Origin of the sequence: Citromicrobium sp. JLT1363 (assembly GCF_000186705.1) — a bacterium.
Lineage (GTDB): Bacteria > Pseudomonadota > Alphaproteobacteria > Sphingomonadales > Sphingomonadaceae > Alteriqipengyuania.
In genome coordinates this window covers 1-22,758 of sequence record NZ_AEUE01000008.1, presented here as the reverse complement: position 1 = coordinate 22,758, position 22,758 = coordinate 1, and the positions used below count along the sequence as shown (strand labels likewise).

At 66.0% G+C, this 22,758-nt stretch carries 14 protein-coding genes; 9 read left to right on the top strand and 5 right to left on the bottom strand.

From position 1 onward, the window contains the following. The first annotated feature begins 24 nt into the window (after positions 1-24). Both ADAD_RS0112780 and ADAD_RS0112775 read left to right on the top strand, forming a co-directional pair. Positions 25-3,603, top strand: coding sequence for a hydantoinase B/oxoprolinase family protein (locus tag ADAD_RS0112780; RefSeq protein ID WP_010414450.1), 3,579 nt, complete (start codon positions 25-27; stop codon positions 3,601-3,603). A gap of 300 nt (positions 3,604-3,903) precedes the next feature. Next, entirely contained in the window at positions 3,904-4,140 is a 237-nt protein-coding gene (locus tag ADAD_RS0112775) for a hypothetical protein (RefSeq protein WP_010414447.1), read from the top strand. Between the two features lie 18 nt (positions 4,141-4,158). Here ADAD_RS0112775 and ADAD_RS0112770 read toward each other — a convergent pair whose 3' ends face one another. From ADAD_RS0112770 to ADAD_RS0112760, 3 genes are all read right to left on the bottom strand, one after another. After that, on the bottom strand, positions 4,159-6,957 hold the full coding sequence (locus ADAD_RS0112770) for a phosphoenolpyruvate carboxylase (protein ID WP_443101003.1): 2,799 nt from the start codon (positions 6,955-6,957) through the stop codon (positions 4,159-4,161). 104 nt (positions 6,958-7,061) lie between these two features. Next, complete coding sequence (locus ADAD_RS0112765; RefSeq protein ID WP_010414441.1) at positions 7,062-10,646, bottom strand: ABC transporter permease/M1 family aminopeptidase; 3,585 nt, start codon at positions 10,644-10,646, stop codon at positions 7,062-7,064. 12 nt (positions 10,647-10,658) lie between these two features. Continuing rightward, positions 10,659-11,552, bottom strand: a complete 894-nt coding sequence (locus tag ADAD_RS0112760) for an ABC transporter ATP-binding protein (RefSeq protein WP_010414438.1) — start codon at positions 11,550-11,552, stop codon at positions 10,659-10,661. Positions 11,553-11,821: 269 nt separating this feature from the next. Between ADAD_RS0112760 and ADAD_RS0112755 the strand changes: the two genes are divergently transcribed. The 7 genes from ADAD_RS0112755 (at position 11,822) to ADAD_RS0112725 (ending at position 20,786) form a co-directional block, all read left to right on the top strand. After that, complete coding sequence (locus tag ADAD_RS0112755; protein WP_010414435.1) at positions 11,822-12,709, top strand: SH3 domain-containing protein; 888 nt, start codon at positions 11,822-11,824, stop codon at positions 12,707-12,709. 73 nt (positions 12,710-12,782) lie between these two features. After that, positions 12,783-13,481 (top strand): response regulator transcription factor, encoded by a 699-nt coding sequence (locus ADAD_RS0112750; protein WP_010414432.1) that lies wholly within the window; start codon positions 12,783-12,785, stop codon positions 13,479-13,481. Positions 13,482-13,617: 136 nt separating this feature from the next. Next, positions 13,618-14,826 (top strand): sensor histidine kinase, encoded by a 1,209-nt coding sequence (locus ADAD_RS0112745; RefSeq protein WP_010414430.1) that lies wholly within the window; start codon positions 13,618-13,620, stop codon positions 14,824-14,826. Next, positions 14,823-15,404 (top strand): hypothetical protein, encoded by a 582-nt coding sequence (locus ADAD_RS16425; protein WP_010414426.1) that lies wholly within the window; start codon positions 14,823-14,825, stop codon positions 15,402-15,404. The genes ADAD_RS0112745 and ADAD_RS16425 overlap by 4 nt, the downstream gene beginning before the upstream one ends. Positions 15,405-15,432: 28 nt before the next feature. After that, the gene (locus ADAD_RS0112735; RefSeq protein ID WP_029140122.1) at positions 15,433-18,375 is read left to right on the top strand and encodes a CHAT domain-containing tetratricopeptide repeat protein; all 2,943 of its coding nucleotides are present in this window, start codon (positions 15,433-15,435) and stop codon (positions 18,373-18,375) included. Between the two features lie 208 nt (positions 18,376-18,583). Then, positions 18,584-20,038, top strand: coding sequence for a cardiolipin synthase (gene cls / locus ADAD_RS0112730; protein ID WP_010414421.1), 1,455 nt, complete (start codon positions 18,584-18,586; stop codon positions 20,036-20,038). Between the two features lie 4 nt (positions 20,039-20,042). After that, positions 20,043-20,786 (top strand): endonuclease/exonuclease/phosphatase family protein, encoded by a 744-nt coding sequence (locus ADAD_RS0112725; protein ID WP_010414418.1) that lies wholly within the window; start codon positions 20,043-20,045, stop codon positions 20,784-20,786. Positions 20,787-20,944: 158 nt separating this feature from the next. Here the strand turns inward: ADAD_RS0112725 and ADAD_RS15970 are convergent, their stop codons facing one another. Further along, positions 20,945-22,480, bottom strand: a complete 1,536-nt coding sequence (locus tag ADAD_RS15970; RefSeq protein ID WP_139020455.1) for an autotransporter domain-containing protein — start codon at positions 22,478-22,480, stop codon at positions 20,945-20,947. A gap of 8 nt (positions 22,481-22,488) precedes the next feature. Then, positions 22,489-22,758, bottom strand: a 270-nt coding sequence (locus tag ADAD_RS15965; protein ID WP_010414410.1) for a cadherin-like beta sandwich domain-containing protein, incomplete at its 5' end; no start/stop codon positions are given.

Below are 22,758 nucleotides of genomic sequence, written 5' to 3'. Positions count from 1 at the left end.
TTTCGGCAAGGCGAGCGATAGATTTTGACCGATACATCCCGTGCATGGCGCTTCGCGGTCGATCGCGGCGGAACCTTCACCGATGTCGTCGCAACCACGCCCGACGGCCGGCTGGTGACCGACAAGCTGCTGTCCGAGAATCCGGGCCACTACGATGACGCCGCAACCGAAGCGGTGCGTCGCCTGATGGCTCGGCATGGTGACGCGCCCATCGCCGAACTGCGGATCGGGACCACGGTGGCCACCAACGCGCTGCTCGAACGCAAGGGGGAGCGCCTGGCCCTGGTGACCACGCGCGGCCTCGGCGATGCACTGCGGATCGGCACCCAGGCCCGGCCTGAGATTTTCGCCCGGCACATCATCCTGCCCGAGCAGCTGCCTGCCAAGGTTCTCGAGATCGACGAGCGGATCGGTGCGGACGGCACGGTGCTTGCGCCGCTGGACAAGGACGCGGCGCGTGCCAGCCTCGCGGCCCTGCGCGAGGAAGGCTTCGATGCCATCGCCATCGTGCTGATGCACGGCTGGAAATACCGCGAGCACGAGGCGCAACTGGCCACCGTGGCGCGTGAGATCGGGTTCGCGCAGGTCAGCGTCAGCCACGAGGTCGCGCCGCTCATCAAGCTGATCCCGCGCGGCGATACCACCGTGGTCGATTCCTACCTTTCACCGGTACTGCAGCGCTACACCGATGGCCTTCAGCGGGACCTGCCGCCGGTGGAGCGGCTGCGCTTCATGCAGTCCAATGGCGGGCTGGCCGAGGTCGGCGCGTTCCGGGGCAAGGACGCGATCCTTTCGGGCCCGGCGGGTGGCGTCGTCGGCATGGTCAAGGCGGGTGAAGCGCTTGGCCATCACAAGCTGATCGGGTTCGACATGGGCGGGACCAGCACCGATGTCGCGCATTATGCGGGCGAGCTGGAGCTGGCGGCAGAGAACGTGGTCGCGGGCGTTCGGGTGGCCGCGCCGATGATGCAGATCCACACCGTCGCGGCGGGCGGAGGCTCGGTCTGCAGCTACGATGGTGCGCGTTTCCGCGTCGGTCCGGAAAGCGCGGGCGCGAACCCCGGCCCTGCCTGCTACCGCAAGGGCGGGCCGCTGACCGTAACCGACTGCAACCTGTACCTTGGCCGGATCGACCCTGCCTTCTTTCCCAGCGTGTTCGGCCCGAAGGGGGACGAACCGCTCGACCCGGCTGCCTCCGAGGCGCGACTGGAAGAGATCGCCTCCGCCCTGCCCGAAGCCAGGCCGCTCGAAGAGATCGCGCGCGGGTTCCTGTCCATCGCGGTCGACAACATGGCCAACGCGATCCGCAAGATTTCGGTGGCACGCGGCCACGACGTGACCGAATATGCGCTCGCCTGCTTTGGCGGCGCGGGCGGGCAGCATGCCTGCAAGGTGGCGGACGAACTGGGGATCGAGACGGTGCTGGTGCATCCGCTGGCAGGCATCCTCTCCGCCTACGGGATCGGCCTCGCCCCGGTGAAAGCGATCCACGAGGTCAGCCTGGTTCGCCCGCTGCACGATGGCTTTGCCGATGCGCTTGCCGCGCTGGAGGAAGAAGCGCAGGCGGCGCTCTCCAGCCAAGGCATTGCACCGGGCGACATCACGCTGGCGCGCCGCGCGCGGTTGCGCTTCCGCGGAAGCGATTCGCTTCTCACCGTCGAGTGCGCACAGGAAGACGCCATGGATGCCGCCTTCCGCGTCCAGCACCGCCAGCGTTACGGCTATTCCGATGCCGAAGCGCAGATTATGGTCGAAGCTCTCAGCGTGGAAGCCAGCGGCATCTCGGGCGGGCTGGGCCATGCACGTGTCGATCCGGTCGAGACACAGGGCGAGGCTTCGGGCGACTGGCCCACGCACGCGCGCAGCGCGCTGCAGCCGGGGGAAGCCGTGGCGGGCCCCGCCCTTATCATCGATCCGGGTTCGACCACGGTGGTTGACGAAGGGTGGGAGGCAAGACTGGCCGAGGAAGGCAGCCTCCTGCTGTCACGCGCCACGCCGCTGGAGCGCACGCACGCGGCCGGCACGCCCGAAGACGCCGAGGTCGATCCGGTCAGGCTGGAGATCTTCAACAATCTGTTCATGGCCATTGCCGAGGAAATGGGCGTGGTGCTGCAGAACACCGCCACCTCGGTAAACATCAAGGAACGGCTGGATTTCTCCTGCGCGCTGTTCGATGCGACCGGCGCGCTGATCGCCAATGCACCGCACATCCCCGTGCACCTTGGCAGCATGGGCGACAGTGTCGCGCGCGTGCTCGAAGTGCGTGGCCCGGGCGAGGATGGAAAGCCGCGCGACGGGCGCGGGCTGCGGCGCGGCGATGCCTATGCGGTCAACGATCCCTTCCGGGGCGGCACGCACCTGCCCGATATCACCGTGATCGTGCCCGTGTTCTACGATGATGGCGCGAGCAAGCCCGACGCGTTCGTCGCGGCGCGTGGCCATCATGCCGATATCGGGGGGATCGCCCCCGGCTCCATGCCGCCGGAGAGCACGACGATCGAGCAGGAGGGCGTCCTGATCGACAATCTCCTGCTGGTCGACGAGGGCACGTTTTGCGAGGACGCGGTGCGGCAGGTGCTGGCCGATGCCAGGTATCCGGCCCGCAATCCCGACCGCAACCTGTCCGACCTGCGCGCCCAGCTGGCCGCGTGCACGCGCGGCAGCGAACTGCTGCACCAGGCAGCGGGCGAGCGCGGGGCGGAGATGGTCACCGCCTATATGGGTCACGTTCTCGCCAATGCGGAAGCAAGCGTGCGCGCCCTGCTGGGTCAGCTCGAAGACGGCAGCTTCACCTATCCCATGGACAACGGCGCGCAGATCACGGTGAGCATCCGGATCGACGATGCCAGCCGCTCCGCCGTGTTCGACTTCACCGGGACGAGCCAGCAGCAGCCCAACAATTTCAACGCGCCCCGCTCCATCACGCGCGCAGCCGCGCTCTACGTGCTGCGCACGCTGATCGACGATCCTATCCCGATGAACGATGGCTGCCTGCGCCCGGTCGAACTGATCGTGCCGGAAGGCTCGATGCTCAATCCGATGCCGGGCGCGGCGGTGGTCGCAGGCAATGTGGAGACGAGCCAGGTCGTCACTGATTGCCTGTTTGCCGCGACCGGTCGCCTTGCGCCATCACAGGGCACGATGAACAACTTCACCTTCGGGAACGAGGCGCACCAGTATTACGAGACGATCGCCGGCGGATCGGGTGCGGGGCCGGACCATGACGGCACCAGCGCCGTACAGACGCACATGACCAATTCACGCCTGACGGACCCGGAGGTGCTGGAAACCCGCCTGCCCGTCCGGCTGGAAAGCTTCGCGATCCGCCACGGGTCGGGCGGCGCAGGAGCGCATCGCGGCGGCGATGGAGTAGAGCGGCGGATCACGTTTCTCGAGCCGATGCGGGCCAACATCCTTGCCAACCGCCGTGCGGTCCCGCCGCGCGGCATTCGGGGGGGCGAGGATGCGCTGCCTGGCCGGAACTGGGTCGAACGCAGCGACGGATCGCGCGAGGATCTGGCCGCGGCCGCATCAGCCGACATGGAGCCGGGCGACAGCTTCGTCATCCTGACCCCGGGCGGCGGCGGCTTCGGAGCTTCCTGAGGCGGCCGATCAGGGGGCGAAGAATTGCGGGGTAGACGCTGCGCGAATTCGGCTGCAGGATCGCAGCGCAATCCATCGGTCTTATCGGGGAATGGATCATGCGTCTTGCCACTTGTACCGTGATCGCCATGGGCCTCGTCCTGGCGGGATGTTCCGAGCAGGAGAAGGACGGAGCGCGCGACGACGCCGTACCGGCTTTCGATCAGTCGCTCGTGCCAGACCGCCGAACCCGCCGAGCAGGGCCTGAGCAAGTGGCTCGTCGGCACGTGGTCCCACGATGGAAGCTGCGCCTCCGATTTCGTGTCGGTTTATGCCGCCGACGGCGCCATGCACACCGACAGCGAATCGGGCACTTGGGAGGCGTCGGGCACCACGGTGACAGAAAGCATCACCGAACAGTTCGAGATGGGCGAGCCGGGCAGCATCCGGCTCGATCCGCCGATTGTGCGCGAAGTGCAGGTCGAACGGATAGACGATACGCACGCCATTTTCCGGTTCGACGGCTACACCTCCCGCTCCACCAAGTGCCAGACATGAAGCCCGGCGCAGGCGTGTTCAGCCATGCGCGCCGAACTGGTTGGCGATAGCGGTCGAGATGCGAAGACACAGATCGTAGGCCTGTTCGATCGGTTCGATGTACTCGCGCCGGATCGCCGCATAGCCATCCCCTTCCCCTTGCGGGTAGTCGCCCGCCTCGGCCACGGGGAAGTCGCTCTTGCGTGCGATCTCCGTAGGATAGGCGCGGCGCAGCTGCGCCAGCGCATCGTCCACCCGCAGCGAAAAGACCATTTCCAGCACGTCGGTCCGGCTGATGTCGTTCGCGCGGCTGAACGCCGGGACTGAGACGACCTTCAGGAACATGTGCTGCAACAGCGCGAGGCGCAGCGCCTGCAGCGCGCCGATAGTGCGGCGGACACTCTCTCGCTCGGTCCGGTCATCGGCGTCGGTCGCTTCCTCTTCCATCAGGTCCAGCAGGCGATGGAACTTGAGCGCATCGACCCGCAGGCGCGAGGCAAGCCGGCGGAACACGCCCGTCCGGTCGTCACCGATCAGGTATTCGGCCAAAGCCTCGCACGATCGCGCCAGGTGGCTCTCCGCCCCGCGATAGGTGCGGCTTGCCCAGTAGGCCGAATTGAACAGCTCGCCATGCGCCGCGACCGTCTTGATGCTGGCAAGCGCGTCGGATGCGCGGGCCAGCCGCATGATTTGTCGCCCGCGCGGGCTTTCCGCCAGCAGCGCGGCGATATCTTCGTAGGTGCCGTCGGACGCGCTCCCGATCCCGGCGATGATGTTCACCGGATAGCCGAGCTGCTGGAGGATCGCGTTGTGCGGGATCGCACGGATCTGCCGCAGGCTCATCTCGCGTTCGGCATTGATGTCGGACTGGCGGCGCGACTTGCGGCTACCGGTCTGGCTGAGCAGGCCCAGACCGAAGCTGGTGATCGCGCGCGAATAGGTGCGGCTTTCCAGGTGGTCGCGCTGATGCTCCTTGATCGCGCGGTAGAAATCGAGGCTCAGGTCCGTGCGGCGGTAGAAGGGATCGACCGGCACGTCCGCGTCCGCAAGCTTGGGCGTCAGCGCCGCGATCTGCGTGAGGGTGGACAGCGCCAGTTCCGGCCCGGCGAAGAACAGGTAGCCGTCCCCGCCCTGGAAACTCGCTTCGGCCTCCAGCCTGATCCCGGCCCGCGCGAAGCGGCGCCGCGCCCACGGGCTGAGCGGCCATTCGAGCCGGTCCGCGAAGCTGGACGGGTGCGCGCCGCGTCCCATCCCCTCGCCATGCGTGTCGAACACCAGCGCCGCCACATCGGTCAGATCATTGGCGGCCATCGCCTCGGCCATGCGGCCCTGCAGCCGCTCGATCGCCAGGCTGGCGGGAACCTGGCCGACGAAGCGGCCTGCATCGGAAAAGCCGGTCTGGATGGCGATCCGTCCACGCTTGCGGGCGTAGGTGCGGTAGCTCTCCTCGGCGAGAAGCGAGTCGAGAAAGCGTCCGCCATGTTCCAGCGCGCTCTCGGTCTCGAACAGGGGCGAGACATCGATCCGGTCCTCGATACCGAACAGCCGCGCGAAATAGAGCGCGGCGAGCACGGTCGCGGGCTGTTCGCACTCGGCCACCAGCATGCGGATCGGCGCATCGCCATCGATATGCTTCAGGATCTGCGTCATCGCCAGGAACTGGCGCACGGCGGTGCTGCTCTCGACGGCCAGGCTGGCGAAGTTGGCGCGCTGCGGCTGCGCATTGTCCAGCAGGTCGCGCAGCGCCGCCATGGCGCCGCGGCTGGACAGGTCGATCTCGGGATCGTCGAGTTCGCGGCGGATCGCGTTGTGCAACTGCTTGGCGTTCACGCGGAAATGTATCCACCCCATGCCGAGGCCGTCCGCGCGCATCGCCGCTGTCAGAGTGCGGAGCGCCACTGCCTTTTCCGGCTCGGCATCGCGGGCATCGCCTTCCAGCCGTTCGATGAGAGGCGCAAGAGAGAGCAATCGCGCGTCATGCTCCTGCGTCAGCCGGTCGGCCGCCTGGGTCAGGGCGGCGGGGTCGGAAAGATCGCCTGCGAAGGCATCGGAAATGTCCTGCGTATGCTCCTGCGCCGCGCGCAGAGTGCCGAGCAGTTCGTGGCTCGCGTCGATCCGTTCGAGCAAAGCGGCATACCGCCCCAGCCGCTGCGCCTTTTCCGCCAGCCTGAACGCAATGGACGTGTACCAGGTAATGTCCGTACGCCCGTCCATGTCGTAGCCGACCCAGGTGGCGAAGCGGAAGGGCAGCGGATCGAGCTCCTGCCAGCGATCGGGCCACCTGTCCTGCGCGGTGCGCAGAACCGCCGCCACGATGGTGTCGCGCGCATCCTGCGCATTGGCCATCGCAGCCATCGCCCGCTCGTGCTCGTAACGCAGCGTGATCTCGGGAGCCGCTGCCTCCTTGTCGGGCGCGGGCGTGTCGCCGGTCAGCGCGCCTTGCGCGACCGCATCCGATTGCGCGGGGGTCAGCAGGAAGGTGGGGTGAGCGGTAAACACCGCGTGCATGCGGGGGTGCGACCATGCCTCGCGGAATGCCTCGAAATCGCCGTCCGGATCGCTGGCCAGCGCGGTCAGCCGCGCACGATGCGTCTCGGGCTCCAGCAAGCGCCGCAGGCGCGCGGCGCGTGACCCCAGCGAGCGGTCGACCAGCTCGTCGACCAGACCGGAAAGCCCTTCCAGCGTCAGCTCACCACTCTCCAGCCCGCGCGACAGCTCGTGGGAGAGCTGGAACACGGGATTGAACAGCGGGGTCTCCTGCGTTCGGCGGTGCAGCGCCTGCAACCGCTCGGTAAGACCGTCTAGACTCGTCAGATTGGCTTTGGCGCTCACGTTCACTCCCTGGTTTTCGAAACAGGAACGATCTCGCAAGTGCGAAGGTCCCGCGTCAATAACCCGATAGCGCCGTGCAATGGGAACCGGGCCGCACGAATGCGGCCAGGCTACTCAGTCGCAACGATATTATCGTCCGAATCGCGGTCGATATATTTGTTGTAGGGATCGATCCCGGCGAAAGCGGGCCGCCTCTCGGTGACGATGCGAATGGTCTGCGCGCCCGACCGTACGGGATAGCGGCGCAGCTGGATGACGTCGTCTGCATCGAAGGCACCCAGCCCCGGCTTTTCGGTGAACAGGCCGATTTCGATTACGTCGTCGAGCATGGCCTTGCGCTCTTCACCCTTGCCGTCGGCGTAGAACTTGTCGGCCTCGATCTCGATCTCGGTTTCGAACCGGCCATCGTCCAGTTCGCGGACGACCGCTTCTTCGGCCTTCAGATCGTAGAGCGTGATCCGGCGCAGCAGATCCTCCACCAGGTCGCGCTCTCGCTCGTTGCGGGCGAGCGAGGCGAACCCGCCGACCAGATCGCGCGAATTGGCGAAGGGCGCACCCTTGAACCTGTAGCGCTCCAGCAAGTCCGAAAGCATCGCATTGACGCGATCCTCGCCCAGCCGATCCTGCAGCAGATACATCGCCACCGCGCCCTTGCGGTAATGGATGTAGCCCTGGTTCTCGACCCGCTCCAGCGGCAGTTCCTCGATCGCCTCGCTGCCGCGGGCGCTCAGGTAATTGTCCAGTTCATACTTGAGGAAGCGGCGGATGTTATCCTCGCCATACAGGTCCTTCATCACCATCAGCGCGGAATACTGGGCCATGGTTTCCACCAGCATGGTGCCGCCCTGCTGGTCCGCGCTGATCAGCTGGTGCGCCCAGTACTGGTGGCCCAGCTCGTGCGCGGTGACATAGGTGACGTAGTCGATCGCTTCCGCATCGCCATTATCGGCGATGAAGCCGATCCTTTCGGAAAACGGGATCGTCCCGGCAAAGGCCTGCGCAAAGCTGGCATAGCCCGGGAATTCGATGATGCGGGCGTAATCGAACTGGTACGGGCCGAAATTGGCTTCGTAGTAGTCCAGGCTCGATTCCATCGCGTCGAGCATCCGCTCCACGTTGAAGTCGTGGGTCGGGTGGTGATAGATTTCCAGCGTCGTCCCGTTGTGTTCGCGCCGCGCGACTTCGTAGTCTGCCGACTGGATGGAGAAGAAGCCGAGGATCGGCTGCTCCGCCACGAAGCGCGCCACGCGCCGGTCGCCCTCAACCTCGTCCGCAACGCGATCGCCCGGCGCGATCGGCGTCTGGCCGGCCACCGTCGAAACGGTAATATCGGACGTGACCCACGGCGCATTGCCGACATAGTTGCGGTTGCGCGCACTTTCGTCTTCCAGCTTCGCTTGGCGCAGTTCCGACGGCAGGCCGTATTTGCGGCGGGTCGCACGATCCTGCAGCAGCCCCGAACGGTCCATCCCGATCTGCGGCATGAACTCGCTGTTGTTGAGGAAAGTGCCGTTGCGCACCAGCCGCGTATCGTCACCCTGCGCGCGCAGCCCCTGCTGCCAGCGGCGGGTGGTGAAGGTGAACTCCCCGGTCGCGCCAGGTGCCAGCGGTTCCTCGAAGCGATAGATGCGGTAGAGATTCTCTTCGTCGTTCATGGCCAGAGTGGCCCCGGCGACGTCCAGCGAGAGTATTTCCGCATTCGGATCGGGCAGGCGAAGGTGCAGCTGCTTGATCGGCGCGTCGGTGTTGTTGGCGAAGGCGATCCGCCCGCGCGCCTGCATCCGCGTTTCCTCGGGGTACAGGTCGACCGCCAGCCGCACATCGGTCGCGGTGGGCTGAGGCAGCGTTTCGTACTTGAGGTACTTTTTCTCGTACGCTGCCAGCGCGGCTTCGACATCGTCCTGCGTGCGGTACTCGTTCAGCACGTTCATCTGGTAGTAGAGAAACCCGCCGCTGAGGGCAGCGACCAGCAGGGATGCGGCAAGGATGCCGCCCGCGGGCGAGGCCAGGCGACGCGGCATCTGCCTGAGGCGCGGCAGCAGGGCGGCATCCGCCCCACGGCGCCACAGCATATGGGCAAGCACCGCCAATGCCAGCGCGATCGCCCCCCAGTAAAGCCGCAGCCACCAGCCGGTCGCCCAGCCGACATCCGCACCGTTGATGTCCGACACACGCATCTGGCCGGTGCTGCCGTAGAGATAGAGCGGATGGTCAAAGCCCATCGTCGCCAGCACGATGGTGGCAACGGTATAGAGCACCATGATGCCCCAGCCGACGTACTTGTTGGGGCTGAGCGCCTGGACGAAAATCGACAGGATCGCGATCAGCAGCATGTCGACCGACAGAGGCAGGACGTACCAGCCAAGGTATTTGCCGATCTCGAAATCGGTATAGCCGCGCCCCGCCTGGATCAGGATCGCGGCGACCACGGAGATCAGCAGGGTGGCGATCAGGACGAAAGCGACCGCGACGGTCTTCGGCACCATGTAGGACCAGCCGGGGACCGAGGTGGAATCCACGATCTCGTGGAACTTGCGGTCCCGGTCCCGCCAGACCAGCTCACCGCCGTAGTAGATCGCGATGATGATCGGGATGATGGTGAAGCTGCCCATCAGCGGCTCGATCATGGAGAAGGTGATCGGGCGCGCGGGCGTGCCGTAGATCTCGTTCCCGAACCACAATGAACCGAAGGCATTGAACAGGCCCATCAGCAGCAGGATGAAGAAGGCCGGGCTGCGCAGCACCTGCCCCATCTCGAACTTCGTGCGCGCGACGAGCCGCGCCCACCCGGCCTTGTCGGGCGTTGGTTCGGGCAAGGTTTCGACTACGGCAGGCTCCTTGCGGGCGAGCTTCGCTTCCTTCTTCGCCGCCTTGCGTGCCTTGCGCGCGGAGATCGCCTTGCTGGCAAAGCGGAAGCGCCAGAAGGCGAGCGCCAGCATCAGCACCGCAAAGCCGAGCCAGATTGCCCGGTTGACCAGCAGGACGCTGTCGACAGGCGGGATCATCGAATTGGATTCCGCCGCCGTCCAGTAGCGGGTGGCATTACCGAACGCGGCAATCCCGAAGGGTTCGACATAGCTTGCAAGATCGCGGTATTCGGGCTGGCTGCCCATGATCGCGTTGAGCACGATGTACAGCACCAGGAAGCCGACCACGGCCACATAGGTGTACATCATGGACCGGGTCATGGTGGCGACCGCGAAGAACAGCGCGCTGACCATGAACACCGACGGCAGGGCGAACACGAAATAGGCGACCGCATAGTAGGCGAAACGGTTGGGACCGATCGTTTCGGGATCGAGCCAGGGCATCAGCGAGCCGAGCCAGATACCCAGCGGTACCACCAGAAAGGCGAGCGCGGCGGCCATGAAGGCCCCGGCAAACCGCCCGAGAAGATAGCTGAACTTGCTGACCTGGGTGGACCGGATCAGCGGCCCGAAGCCGCTTTCCTCGTCGCGCACGATCACATTGGCGACGAAGGCGGTGGTCACGAACATGAAGAAAATCGTCAGCACCAGATGCGTCGTGACGATGGCGACGGGGCTGTTGAGGTTGACGTTGCCGCCGCCGCCGATGGTGATGTCGTCGCTCGCCATCGCGCCGTAGGTCAGCAGGAAGAAGATGACCGCGGCAACCCAGAACACCGGGTTGCGCAGCTGATAGCGCAGCTCGAACAGAGCAATCTTGCCGAACATTCTGACCGCCCCTTACGCTGCGATGTCGGTGGTGGTGCGGCGCGCGGTGGCAAGGGTGGAGAAATAGACATCCTCCAGCCCGCCATCGACCGGCTCGAACCCGGCGCCCGGCGCGCTCTCGGCCAGCACGTGAACGATCGTCTGCCCCGCGAACAATCGGGTGGAAATGACCTCGTGGCTCTGGCGCATTGCGTCGAGTTCCGAACGCTCGATGGCTTTCGCCCACACCGTGCCGCGCGCTTTCTCGATCAGGTCCCTGGGCGCACCCTGCAGGCTGATCTTCCCATCGATCAGAACCGCCATGCGCGGGCACAGGTCCGCCACGTCCTCCACGATATGGGTCGACAGGATCACCACCACGTTCTCGCCGATCTCGGCCAGCAGGTTCAGGAAGCGGTTGCGCTCTTCCGGGTCGAGCCCGGCGGTGGGTTCGTCCACGATGATCAGGTTCGGATTGCCGATCAGCGCCTGCGCGATGCCGAAGCGCTGGCGCATGCCGCCGGAAAAGCCCGCGATGGCCTTCTTGCGCACGTTCCACAGGTTCACCTGGTTGAGCAGGGTCTCGACCGTATCCTTGCGGTCCGAGGCAGAGGACACGCCCTTCAGGACAGCCATGTGATCGAGCATATCGTAAGCGGAAACGCGCGGATAGACGCCGAAATCCTGCGGCAGGTAGCCAAGCTGCTTGCGCAGTTCCTCAGGATTTTCGAGCACGTCGATCTCGCCGAACCGGATGCTGCCCGAAGTGGGCGTCTGCAGCGTGGCCACGGTACGCATCAGAGTCGACTTGCCCGCACCATTGGGTCCCAGAAGCCCGAACATGCCCTTGGGAATCGACAGACTCACGTCATCCAGCGCGCGTACGCCGTTGGGATACACATGGGTGACATTGGCCAGTTCGAGCATTGTTGGAATTCCCCTGAAGATGGGCCCGAAGCTAACAGGTCAGTCAAACAGGTCCATTGCCGTAGGTCGATCCGTGACGGTGGCTGGTCGATAGATCGCCCGCAGGCATGCGGCCAGTGCCGCGCCCGGCAATCCGCCGCCGGAAGAGGCTCACGGCACGATCCCGATCCGATCTAACGGACATTGTCATCTCTCTCACAGGCTTGGTCAGTGGGCTGCGAGACGCGGACGCCGCATGGTCGGGCGCGATTGCAACAAGGGAGTTCGCAATGAAGAACGCATCCATCCTGACCGCCTCGGCGGTGGCCCTTGCCATGGCCGCGCCTGCTCCGGCGATGGCGAAGAAGAAGCAGGAAGACCTCACGCTGGCGACCTGCGCGGAAAGCATGGGCACCATCGCGGTGGTCGACGGCGATACGCAGGGCTGGTCGGAATACGGCCTCGGCTCTCCGCGCGAACTGATCAATTCGCTGGCCGTGGAGTCCGGCTGCTTCACGCCGCACACCGCCGCTGGCGGCGTCCCTGCCGACTTTCTGCTGAACGTCGTGGCGGGCAACAGCGAGGAAGTGGACCAGTCCATCGAGATGGCGAAGTCCGCCGCGATGGAAGGCCTCGTCCGCTCCGGCGCGGCGTCCGCCGTGCTGTCCAAGGTGCCGGTCGCAGGCGCAGTGCTGGGCATGTTCGGTGGCTTCGGCGGCAAGAAGAAGCGGGTGGCCGCAGGCATCAAGTTGCTCAGCCCCGCGTCCGGCCTCACCATCGTGACCGGCAGCGGCGAGGTGAAGAAATCCTCGATCAGCTTCGGCGGAGCGGGCGGCTGGACCGCAGGTGCCGCCGCAGCGGGCTATGGCGACAGCAAGAAGGGGCAGATGCTGGTCGAGGCTTTCGTCATCGCCTTCAACGAGGTCGTCGCGCAGGGCGAGACGATCCGGTCGGTGCCTAAGATGCAGCCCGCCGTCGCCGCCGCGCCGGCACAGCCCGCCGCCGTCACCGCGATCGACACGATCCTGCGCTCCGCCCCCAGCGCCACCGCGCAGGAAGTCCGTTCGCTGCGCGCAGGCACCGAACTGACGCCGACCGGAACCCGCGACGGCCTGTTTATCGAGGTCGAGGACAATTACGGCACCAAAGGCTGGGTGTCGGTTGAAGACCTTGGCTGACGCAGCAGGCGCTTGTCCGGACGGCCCGGCGGTGGCACCCATGATGCCATCGCAGGGCGCTGCCGGAGGATGCATGGGCGCTGAACTCGAAAATCTGCGCCTCCTCTACGTGGAGGACGATGCGAGATCGATCGCACAGGTGCAGGAACTGGCGCTGGCGCGCGGGGCGCGGATCGTGTGCGAGCAGAGCGGCTCCGCCGGTCTGCTGCGCGCTGGAATGGAGGCGTTCGACGTCATCATCCTCGATCGCATGCTCGGCGATATCGACGGTGTCACGATCATCCAGCGGCTGCGCGAAAGCGGGGTCGGCACGCCGATCCTGATGCTTTCCGCCCTCGGGCGGACGAGCGACCGGGCCGAAGGGCTGGATGCGGGGGCGGACGATTATCTGGCCAAGCCGTTCGAAGCGGGCGAGCTGTTTGCACGGATCAAGGCCCTGCACCGCAGGTCGGCGGGGCAGCAACACAGCGCGGTGATCCTGTACGGCGCGTTCGAATGCCACGTGAAGGCGCGCACGGCCTTCCGCCAGAACCGGCACCTCGCGCTCAGCCCGCGCGAGTTCGAGCTGTTCCGCTATTTCATGGAAAACGCGGGCGAAACCGTCACGCGGGACATGCTGCTGCGCGATGTGTGGGGGATGACCTTCGATCCGCAAACCAATGTGGTCGACGTGAACATAGGTCGCCTGCGCCGCAAGCTGGAAGAAGGCTTCGACAGTCCGGCGCTGGAGACGATCTGGGGTTCGGGCTACCGTCTCCTGGACGGGAGCTAGGGCGATCGCACGCAGCTCAATATTCTCCCGGATCGTCTGGCTCGCGATCGCGCTTTCGCTCGTCCTGATCTTCGCGCTCTGGGCGACGACCGATCGCACCATCCGCGATGCGGCGCGCACCTCTACCGAAGAGGCGGTGGATGTCGATCTGGCAGGTCTGGTCGATATCTACGCCAGCGGCGGCCAGCCGGAGCTGGAACAGCGGATAGAGGATCGCCTCGCCATCACGCCCGCCGGGCGGAGCCAGCCGCACTACCTGCTGACCGATGGAGACGGAAACCCGATCACGGGCGATCTGGATCGCTGGCCGGATCTGGACCCGAAGGTATCCGAACGCGGCGCGGTCAGCGTGCTCGATGGCGTGCCGGTGCTGGCGCGTGCGACGCAGCTGGGGCCCGACCTGCGACTGGTCGTTGCTTACGAGAGCGATCAGGCCGGTCCTGTCCTGCGGCGCGTTGCACTGGTGTTCCTGATCGGCGGCGCGCTGTTCGTCCTGCTGGTCGGCCTGTTCGGGCGCCATGCCGCCAGAGGCCTGCAATCGCGCATCGAGCAGATCAACGCCGCCTTCCGCACGCCCGATACGGTGCGCACGGTCGCCACGCCCGGCCACGCGCGGCGGGGCGACGAGATCGACGAACTTGCCGATCATAGCGCGCGGGCGCTGGAGCGTGTGCGCCGCCTGCTGGAAGCTCACCGCGAGGCCTCCGATCAGGTCGCGCACGAGATCCGCACGCCCCTGATGCATCTGGACCAGCGGCTGGTGAAGGCTCTGGCCGAACCCCTGCCCGACAGCGTCGCGGAGAAGCTGATCGAAGCGCGCATGGAAATCCGCCGGCTCGTCGCCATGCTCGAATCCCTGCTCGACATCGCGTCGAGCAAGGCGCGCAGGGGCAATCTGCATGGCCTGAGCCCCGTCAATCTGAGCGAGATCGCGGATCGCATCTGCAATCTCTACGCCGACAGTGCCGAGGAATCGGACCACGGATTTTCGTGGGAAATCGCGCCCGACGTCTGGATCGACGGCGAGGAATCGCAGCTCACCCGGCTGATGACCAACCTGCTGGACAATGCGTTCAAGTACGTGCCGGCCGGCTGCGACATCACCCTGACGCTGGAGCCCGGCCCCACCCTGACCGTGAGCGACGATGGCCCGGGGATCGCGCCCGACCAGGCCGAGCGCATATTCGAACGCTTCTACCGCGGCGGAAGCAGCAGCGCCGGGCCGACCGGAAGCGGCCTCGGCCTCGCGCTCGCACAGGCCATTGCAGAGCGTCATGGATTGACGATCACCCTTCAACCTGCCGATAAGGGAGCCTGCTTCAGGGTCGGGAGGGGGTCGGCATGAAGTCCTTGCCAGTTCTCGTGATTGCGGCAGTTCTCGCCACGGCCTGCCAGGCGCCCGCCGGCGCACCCGATATGATCGCTGCCGGGGCCGCTCCGGTGCAGGAGGATGCGGCGTCGCGCACGGTGGACGCTCTCGCTGCGGCGCAAGCGGCTTTTGCGAATGGCGATACGGACCGTCTCGCCCGGGCCATGCACGCACTCGATGCCCTGGGGGTGCAGCCGGATGACCCGGCGAGCGCCACCCTGCTCCAAAAGTGGGAAAGCGCCGCGCCGGACGCGCCTGCGCCTTCACGCGGGCGGGCGCTCGGCCCGGCCTTTCGCTCCGGCGAGCTGGCCGCGGGAAGCATGGTGGAGCTCGAACAGACCTTCCTCGCCGGGCAGGGTGCCAGCATCGCCCTGCGCACTCATGGCGGCCACCCCCTGGCGCTGAAGGTCTTCGACGGGCGCGCAAAACGGCTTTGCGCGAAGTCCGGGGAGCGCATGGCGTGCCGCTGGACGCCGCCTTACACCCAGCGGCACGTCATCCGGATCGACAATCCCAGGCGTGCCGCCGTCCGGTACTTCATAAGCTTCGAATAGGGCACACGGGATGGGCTTCAGGCGCGATATGGGTGCATCGGCCGGGCGGTATGTCACTGCCCTGGCGCTTGCCTCGATTACCGTTCCGGCGGCAGCGCAGCCGGGCAATCCCTACGATACCGAACGCCCCGAATTCGCCGAGCTTGCCGAGCTGGAAGATCGCGCCGTCGGCCTGATGTCTCGTCCGCAGAAGGATGCCGAGGCTCGCACGGAAATCATCGTGGCCTGGCGGGCCCTGCAGGATGCGGCGAGCACCACGCTGGTCGACGGCGGCGTACCGCACCCCCTGACGCACGCTGCCGGAATCTCCGCCGCTTCGCAGCTCTACACGCTGGGCGAAAATGCCGAGGCCCGCGCCGAGCTGGAGACCGCGATCGAAGGTCTGCGTCCCTATCGCGCCTATTATCCGGCGAAATGGGCCGAGGGGCTCGCGCTGCTCGGAGTGCTGATGACGCAGGACGGCGATGCCGACGCGGCATGGGAATTCGTGCGCGAAGGGTACGAGCAATATCTGGCCATCGGCCCCGTCGAAATTACGCCGGACAGCCTCAACGGCCCGGCGATGGCGAAATCGAACCTCGAGTTCGCGCTTGCCGAGATTGCCTCGCGCACGGGCCGCGCGGCGGAATCGCTCGTCTACCAGAAGGCCAGCCTCGACACGCGGGAAGACGCGCTAGGCCCCGACGACCCGGACACGATTGCGAGCTACTACAGCTATGCCGGCTCCCTGCGCCGTGCCGGCAGGATGGACGAGGCCGAGAAAATGGCCCGGACCGCGGTGGAAAGGGCGGTGGCACACATCGAACCCTCGCACCCCACCTATGCGCGTTCGCTGGAAATGCTGGGCATCGTTCTTTCCCGCAGCGGGCGCCCGGTGGAGGCGACCGACTATCTGATCCGCGCGCTGGAACTCAAGCGGGTGCACGAAGGGCCGGACAACCTGATCTTCGCCTATGGCATACACAACCTGGGCACGATCCTGCTGCAGCGGGAAAACTACGCGGCGGCCGCGCCGCTGTTCGTGGAAGCAGAGGCCCTGTTCCGCGAAAAGCAGGGCGAAGGCAGCCCATATGCGGTGGGCTCGCTCGCCTATGCAGCGCAGATCGATTTCGTGGAAGGGCGCCCGGAAGAGGCCGTCGGCAGGTTTGAAGCCCTGGAAGCGCGGCTCGGCGAAGAAAGCACCGATATCGACCTGCGGCGCCGGATCGCGCCGGAATATGTCCGCGCACTCATCGCCACGGGCGCGCCCGACCGCGCACTGGCGGTGGCCACCTCTTTCCGGGCGCGCCTGCTTGAATCGGATCAGCCCGACGCACTGTTTCTGCGGATCGCCAACACGCTCATCGCAAGATCGAGGGCTGTGAACGATGCGGATGCGACGGACGAAGCCGTCGCGCAGGCGAATGCCATCCTCGAACTGCTGTCTCGCAGAGGGGCCGCACGGATGTACGGCAGCAGCTCGGCAGAGATCCGCGGTGCGCTCGACCTGGCGATGGAAATCGCGGCGATCGCCGATGATGCGGATCTGATGCTGTCGGCAATGCAATTGCTCGGCGGGTCGGAGATCTCGGCCGCTACGCTGCGGCGCGATGCCCGGAGGCAGGAAGCTGACCCTCGGCTTGCCGATGCCATCCGCGCGCTGCAGGACGCCAACGATGCGGTGGAGCGTGCCGACGGGGCGGTTCTGGCAGCGCTGCTGAAAGGCCGGCAGACCGAGGAGGCGCGCGCGGCCCATGCCGAGGCGATGGCACGGCATGAGGCGGCGCGATCACACCTGGCCGCCGAATTTCCCGCATGGTCGTCCACCGATGCCGACAGACGCAATCCGGGCCTCGACGACCTGCGCGCCTCGCTGGCCGAAGGCGAGGCCATTCTTGCCGTGATGCCGGCCTATGCCGGGACCTATCAGCTTCTGGTCGATCGCGACGGCGCTCTGGTCTCCGCGACCGCAGGCGGGAGGGCAGGGATTCTCTCGCTTGCGCGCGATCTTCGGGGCGACGCGGTGACGGGAAACGGTGTCGATCGGGCAGCACAGGCCCTGTCCCGGGCGATTTTCACACGGAACGTGCGTGACCGGCTTTCGGACAAGTCATCGCTCAGGATCATTGCCGGTGGCGCGCTCGCGTCGCTACCCTTCTCGCTGCTCGACTGGCCGGAGGAGCGCGGGGCAACGCAGCAGAAGCTGGTCGACCGGTTCGCCATCTCCAATCGCAGCGGTTTCCAGGCGGTTCGCCCGGCGGAGCCGAAGGACAGGCGGCTGGCGCGCTTCGTGGGGTTTGCCGATCCGGCACCCTTCGGTGACGCGACCACTCCCCAGCCTGCCGAGCCCACGCGCGGCATATCGAGCTATTTCGACCGCGATGGCCCGGATACGTCGGTCCTGGCACGTCTGCCACGACTGGAAGCCACGCTGGCAGAAGTACGCGATGTTGCCCGGTTCTTCGCCCCTGCAAGCTCGACCATCCTGGTGGGCGCGGAAGCTCGCGAGGAAGCGCTGGCACAGGCCAGCGTGCGCGAAGCGGACGTCATCCTGTTCGCCACCCACGGTCTGGTTGCAGGCGAGATCGAGGGGGTGGCCGAACCCGCGCTGGTGCTCGCCGCGCCTGCCGGTGGCGGGGGCGAGGATGGCGTGCTTACCGCCAGCGAGGTGGCCGAACTGGATCTTGCAGCCGAATGGGTCATCCTGTCGGCCTGCGACAGCGCTGCCGGGATGCGCGGCGGGCAGCCCGCCTTTTCGGGCCTCGCCCAGGCCTTCCGGTCCGCCGGCGCGGGGGCCCTGCTGGTGACGCACTGGCAGGTGCGCGACGACGTGGCCGCCTTCGTATCGCGCGAGACGCTGCGCAACTGGCGCGAACATGGGGACAAGGCGCGTGCCCTGCGCGAGGCGCTGATCGCCCTGCGGACCGATAGCGGGCTTCCCGGCGCTGACGAGCCCTCCGTCTGGGGGCCCTTCGCCCTGATCGAGGACTAGTTACGAACGGGCCAGAGGCTTCGCCTCGCTGCACGAAGCCCCAACCGGCATTCGGGCCGGGGCGCACGTCCGGTGTCTGGCGCCGGAGACCCGCGAAAGCCACAACGGAACCGAGAAACATTGATCGCGCGCGATCTTGGCGGCTACTAGCGCTAATGACCGGGTGCCAGATGCCAGAATTGACTGCGAAACCAGCGAGCCAGGCGCGATGATCGATTACGCCAGCGTGATCGATGGCGCTCTTGCCTGGCTGTGGGGTAACAAGCTGACGCTCGCAGGCTGGATCATTGCCCTGATCGCCTTCGTCGTGGTGCCCTTCCGCCGTCCGCCGGCAGAGGCCCGCAACTGGCTGCTGCTGTTCTTCGCCCTGCCCTGGGTGGCCGTGTTCATCTACTGGATGATCGGCCGCCCGCAATATGCGAAGCTGCGCCAGCAGCGTTACGAGGACCTGCCGCGAATTCTTGAGCGAATCCTGACGGAAACGGGGATCGAAAGGGCAGAATTCGCACCCAGCCTGTGCGAGGACAATCTATCGGTCGCAAACCTGGCGAGTGGACTGGGACAGTTCCCGGCGGTTGACGGCAACCGGATCGAGACCTTGAGCGACTACGGCACCACCTACGACCGGATCATCGCGGATATCGACGCCGCCCGGCACCACGTAAGCGTCGAATTCTACATCTTCCGGAACGACCGGGTGGGCGAACGGCTGATGGCGGCGCTCGAACGGGCGAGCGCGCGCGGCGTGACCTGCCGCCTGCTGATCGATGCGCTTGGCTCCTACGGCTCTGTGGCGGCGATCAAGCGGCGGCTGCAAGCGGCTGGCGTGGAGGTACACGACATTCTCCCGCTGCGCCGCCGACTTACGAGTTCGCGGGTGGACCTGCGCAATCACCGCAAGATCGTCGTGGTGGATGGGCGGATCGGCTACACCGGCTCGCAGAATGTCTGGGAACCAGCGGATCACGGGCGGGCGGCGAACCGCGAACTGACGGTCCGGGTCACGGGGCCGATCGTCGTCCAGCTGCAGGCGATCTTCGTGTGCGACTGGTATCTCGAAACGCTCGAGGACCTGGTCGATACGTCGCTGTTTCCTCCCATGGAGGCGAGCCCTGGACTGGCCGCGCAGATAATCGCCACGGGGCCGGACAATCCGGTGGGCGGCATGGACCTGATCGTAACCCAGGCAATGCACAACGCGGCGGCGGAGATCGTGATCGTCACGCCTTATTTCGTGCCGAACGATTCACTGCTGACAGCCATTCGCGGCGCGGTACTGCGCGGGGTGCGGGTAAGCCTGATCACGGCGGCCAACAGCGACCAGTTTCTCGCCGGGCTGGCGCAGCGCAGCTATTACGAAGAACTGCTTTCGGTCGGCGCGCAGATCCACCTGTTCGGCCCCGAGTTCCTGCATGCCAAGCATTGCCGCGTGGACCACGAGGTCGCGATCCTGGGATCGAGCAACATGGACGTGCGCTCTTTCGAACTGAACGCCGAGATCGATCTGCTATGCTACGACCGGGAACTGACCGAGAAGCTCGAACATCTGGAAAAGGGGTACCTCGAACGCTCCACCAGCCTCTCGCGCGAGAAGTGGGAGAGCCGGTCCCTTACGCAAAAGGTGCTGGAAAACGCAGCGCGCATGATGAGCGACCTAATCTGAACCGATGAACGATTCCGCGCCAGCCCCCACCTTCAAGCTTGCCAGCTACAACATCCACAAGGCCGTCGGCACGGATCGGCAGCGCGATCCGCTGCGCATCCTGAAGGTGCTGGCGGAGGTCGATGCGGATATCGTGGTGCTGCAGGAAGCGGACCGGCGCTTCGGCACGCGCGACCGCACGTTGCCCGATTTTCTGGTGGAGCAGCATAGCGACTATGTGCCGGTTCCCTTCGACGTGCAGCACGATTCGATGGGCTGGCACGGCAACTCGATCATGGTCAGGCGCGATATTTCCGTCATCGATCACGATGTTCTCCACATCCCGTACCTGGAACCGCGCGGCGTCGTCACCGCGACCTTGCGACTGCCTGGCGGAGCCGAACTTTCGGTGTTCGGTATGCATCTGGACCTCTCCGGCCTCTGGCGCGTGCGACAGGCGCGGGCGATCGCCGAACTGGCGCAGGCGGCGCAGCGGGAGAGGCCGACCCTGCTGGCGGGCGACCTCAACGAATGGCGCCCCAATGGCGGCTGCCTGAAGGAGTTCGCACGCCACTTCACGCTGCTCGATTGCGGCCGCAGCTTTCACAGCCAGCGCCCGCTCGGGCGGCTCGACCGGATCATGCACGGTCCCTCGCTTGAGGCAGTGGACTTCGGCGTCCACCACAGCCCCCTCGCCTCGCGCGCGTCCGATCATCTGCCCGTATGGGCCGATCTGCGCGCACCAGCGAAGCAAGCCGCCGCGACCTAAGAAGAATGGGGAGCCCTCCTCCAGCCGAAAAGGCTGGGTTCTGCGGCACCTTCGCCACCGCAAGGTCGCCCCGATTACCCTGCCTGCTCCGCTTGGTCGTGGCCCCAAGTCCATAAGCATCGGCGGCATCTGTCTACCGCACGGTCATTGATCTCGGTCTAAAACTGCACTTCGATACGTACGTCCACAGTATGGCTCATCCGCGAACCCGACCCGATTCTGGTGCGGTATCCTGTGCCGATGCCCCAGCCTTGTGCCATTCGCAGGTCGAGCAGCAAGCTGAGATCGAGATGATGTCGCGCGTTCCGGCCGGGCACCGTGGAATAGGTCAGCGAACTCAGATCCGCATACCCGAGCATCAGGCTCGACCGGTCTGCGAAATCATAGCCGTATTCCCCGCGCAGCTCGGGCCGCAGAAGGCCATTGGGGAGTTCGATGGTCTCGTACGCGCGCAGGCCCAAACTCGCCGAAAGACTGTCCACCCGCTGGTCTCCATAGGCAAGGCTGTAAACACCCGCATCGAACTCTCTGAAACCCTCGATGCGCGAACGCGAGAATTCGACCCGTCCGTAGGGAGAAACCATCCAGCCATGGTCACGCCGCTCGTAAGCAAAGGTAAACGAGCCGAAGATCTGAGTACCACCCACGTCTCCGGTCGCGATGAGCCCTGTCGGCTTCACGAAGCGAACCGAATCGAATTCCAGTATGCTGCCGCCCAGCACACCGTCGATGAAGAGGTCCGCCGCCGGCGTATAGCTGCCATAAAGCGCCATGCTGTAGGCATCTGCACGGCTAAGGCTGCCGTTCGCCCCGACCTCGGTTCGGTCGCGTCCATATCCGACACCCACGCCGCCGACAAAGCTGTTCGAGAACCGGTAGTCGATCCCGGTGCTGACGCCGACCATGGTGGAGTCCAGGTCAACCATGCCGCCGCTGTCTTCAGCGAAGTTCACGAACCCGTTCGACCAGATGGCATAGGGACTTGCCTGTGAGCCCTCGTAGGCTGACGGACCAGATCCTTGGGCATGGGCGCTGGCCACCGAGGACTGCCGATCCTCGAAAGCGAAGGACGAAGGGAACATCTGTCCGTAGTCGACTTCGCTGGCGAGGTTACCCGATCGCACTTGGCCGAATAGATCCCCTGGTCGACCGCGCGGCGCCGATTGCTGATAGGCCATCCTCACATCCATGCTGGACGCGCGCCGTTCGCCCTCGTCGTGCAATTGCTCGAGACGACGCCCGAAGTTGCGTTGCTGATTCTCGGCGAACCGCCTGGCCGCATCAGCCCTCGCATTGATCAGTCCGGTGACCTCACCGTCCGCAGACGGATCCGGCCGGACAAGCTCGGCGCGGGTGACCGCCACGATGTATTGTTGGGTCGTGCCGTCGGGCGCGGTCACGGCCACTTCTATCGTCGTGGTCCCGACCGCCAGTGCCACCGGAGCGCTCGCGCCGCCCGAGGCGACCGCGTTGCCAGCGACCGTGATCGTGGCGGCGGCATCGCTCGCGGTCGGGGTCAGCGTGATCGTGTCGACCTCGTTGCCGACCGACACAGTGTAGCTCGACTGAGCAGGATCGAATGCCGGGCTCAGCGTCCCCTCGCTCACCGACAGAGCAGCAAGCGCCGCATCGCTCGAGGCAGCGCGGGTGACCGCCACGGTATATTGCTGCGTCGTGCCGTCGGCGGCGGTCACGACCACTTCTATCGTGTGGTCCCAACCGGCAGCGCCAACGGAGCGCTCGCGCTGCCCGAGGCGACCGCATTGCCAGCGACCGTGACCGCGGCGTCGGCATCGCTCGCCGTCGGGGTCAGCGTGATCGCGTCGACGTCGTTGCCCACCGACACCGTGTAGCTCGACTGCGCGGGGTCAAACGCCGGACTCAGCGACCCCTCGCTCACCGACAGGGCAGCGAGCTGCGCATCGCTCGAGGCAGCGCGCGTTACAGCGACCGTGTAGCTCCGGGTCGTGCC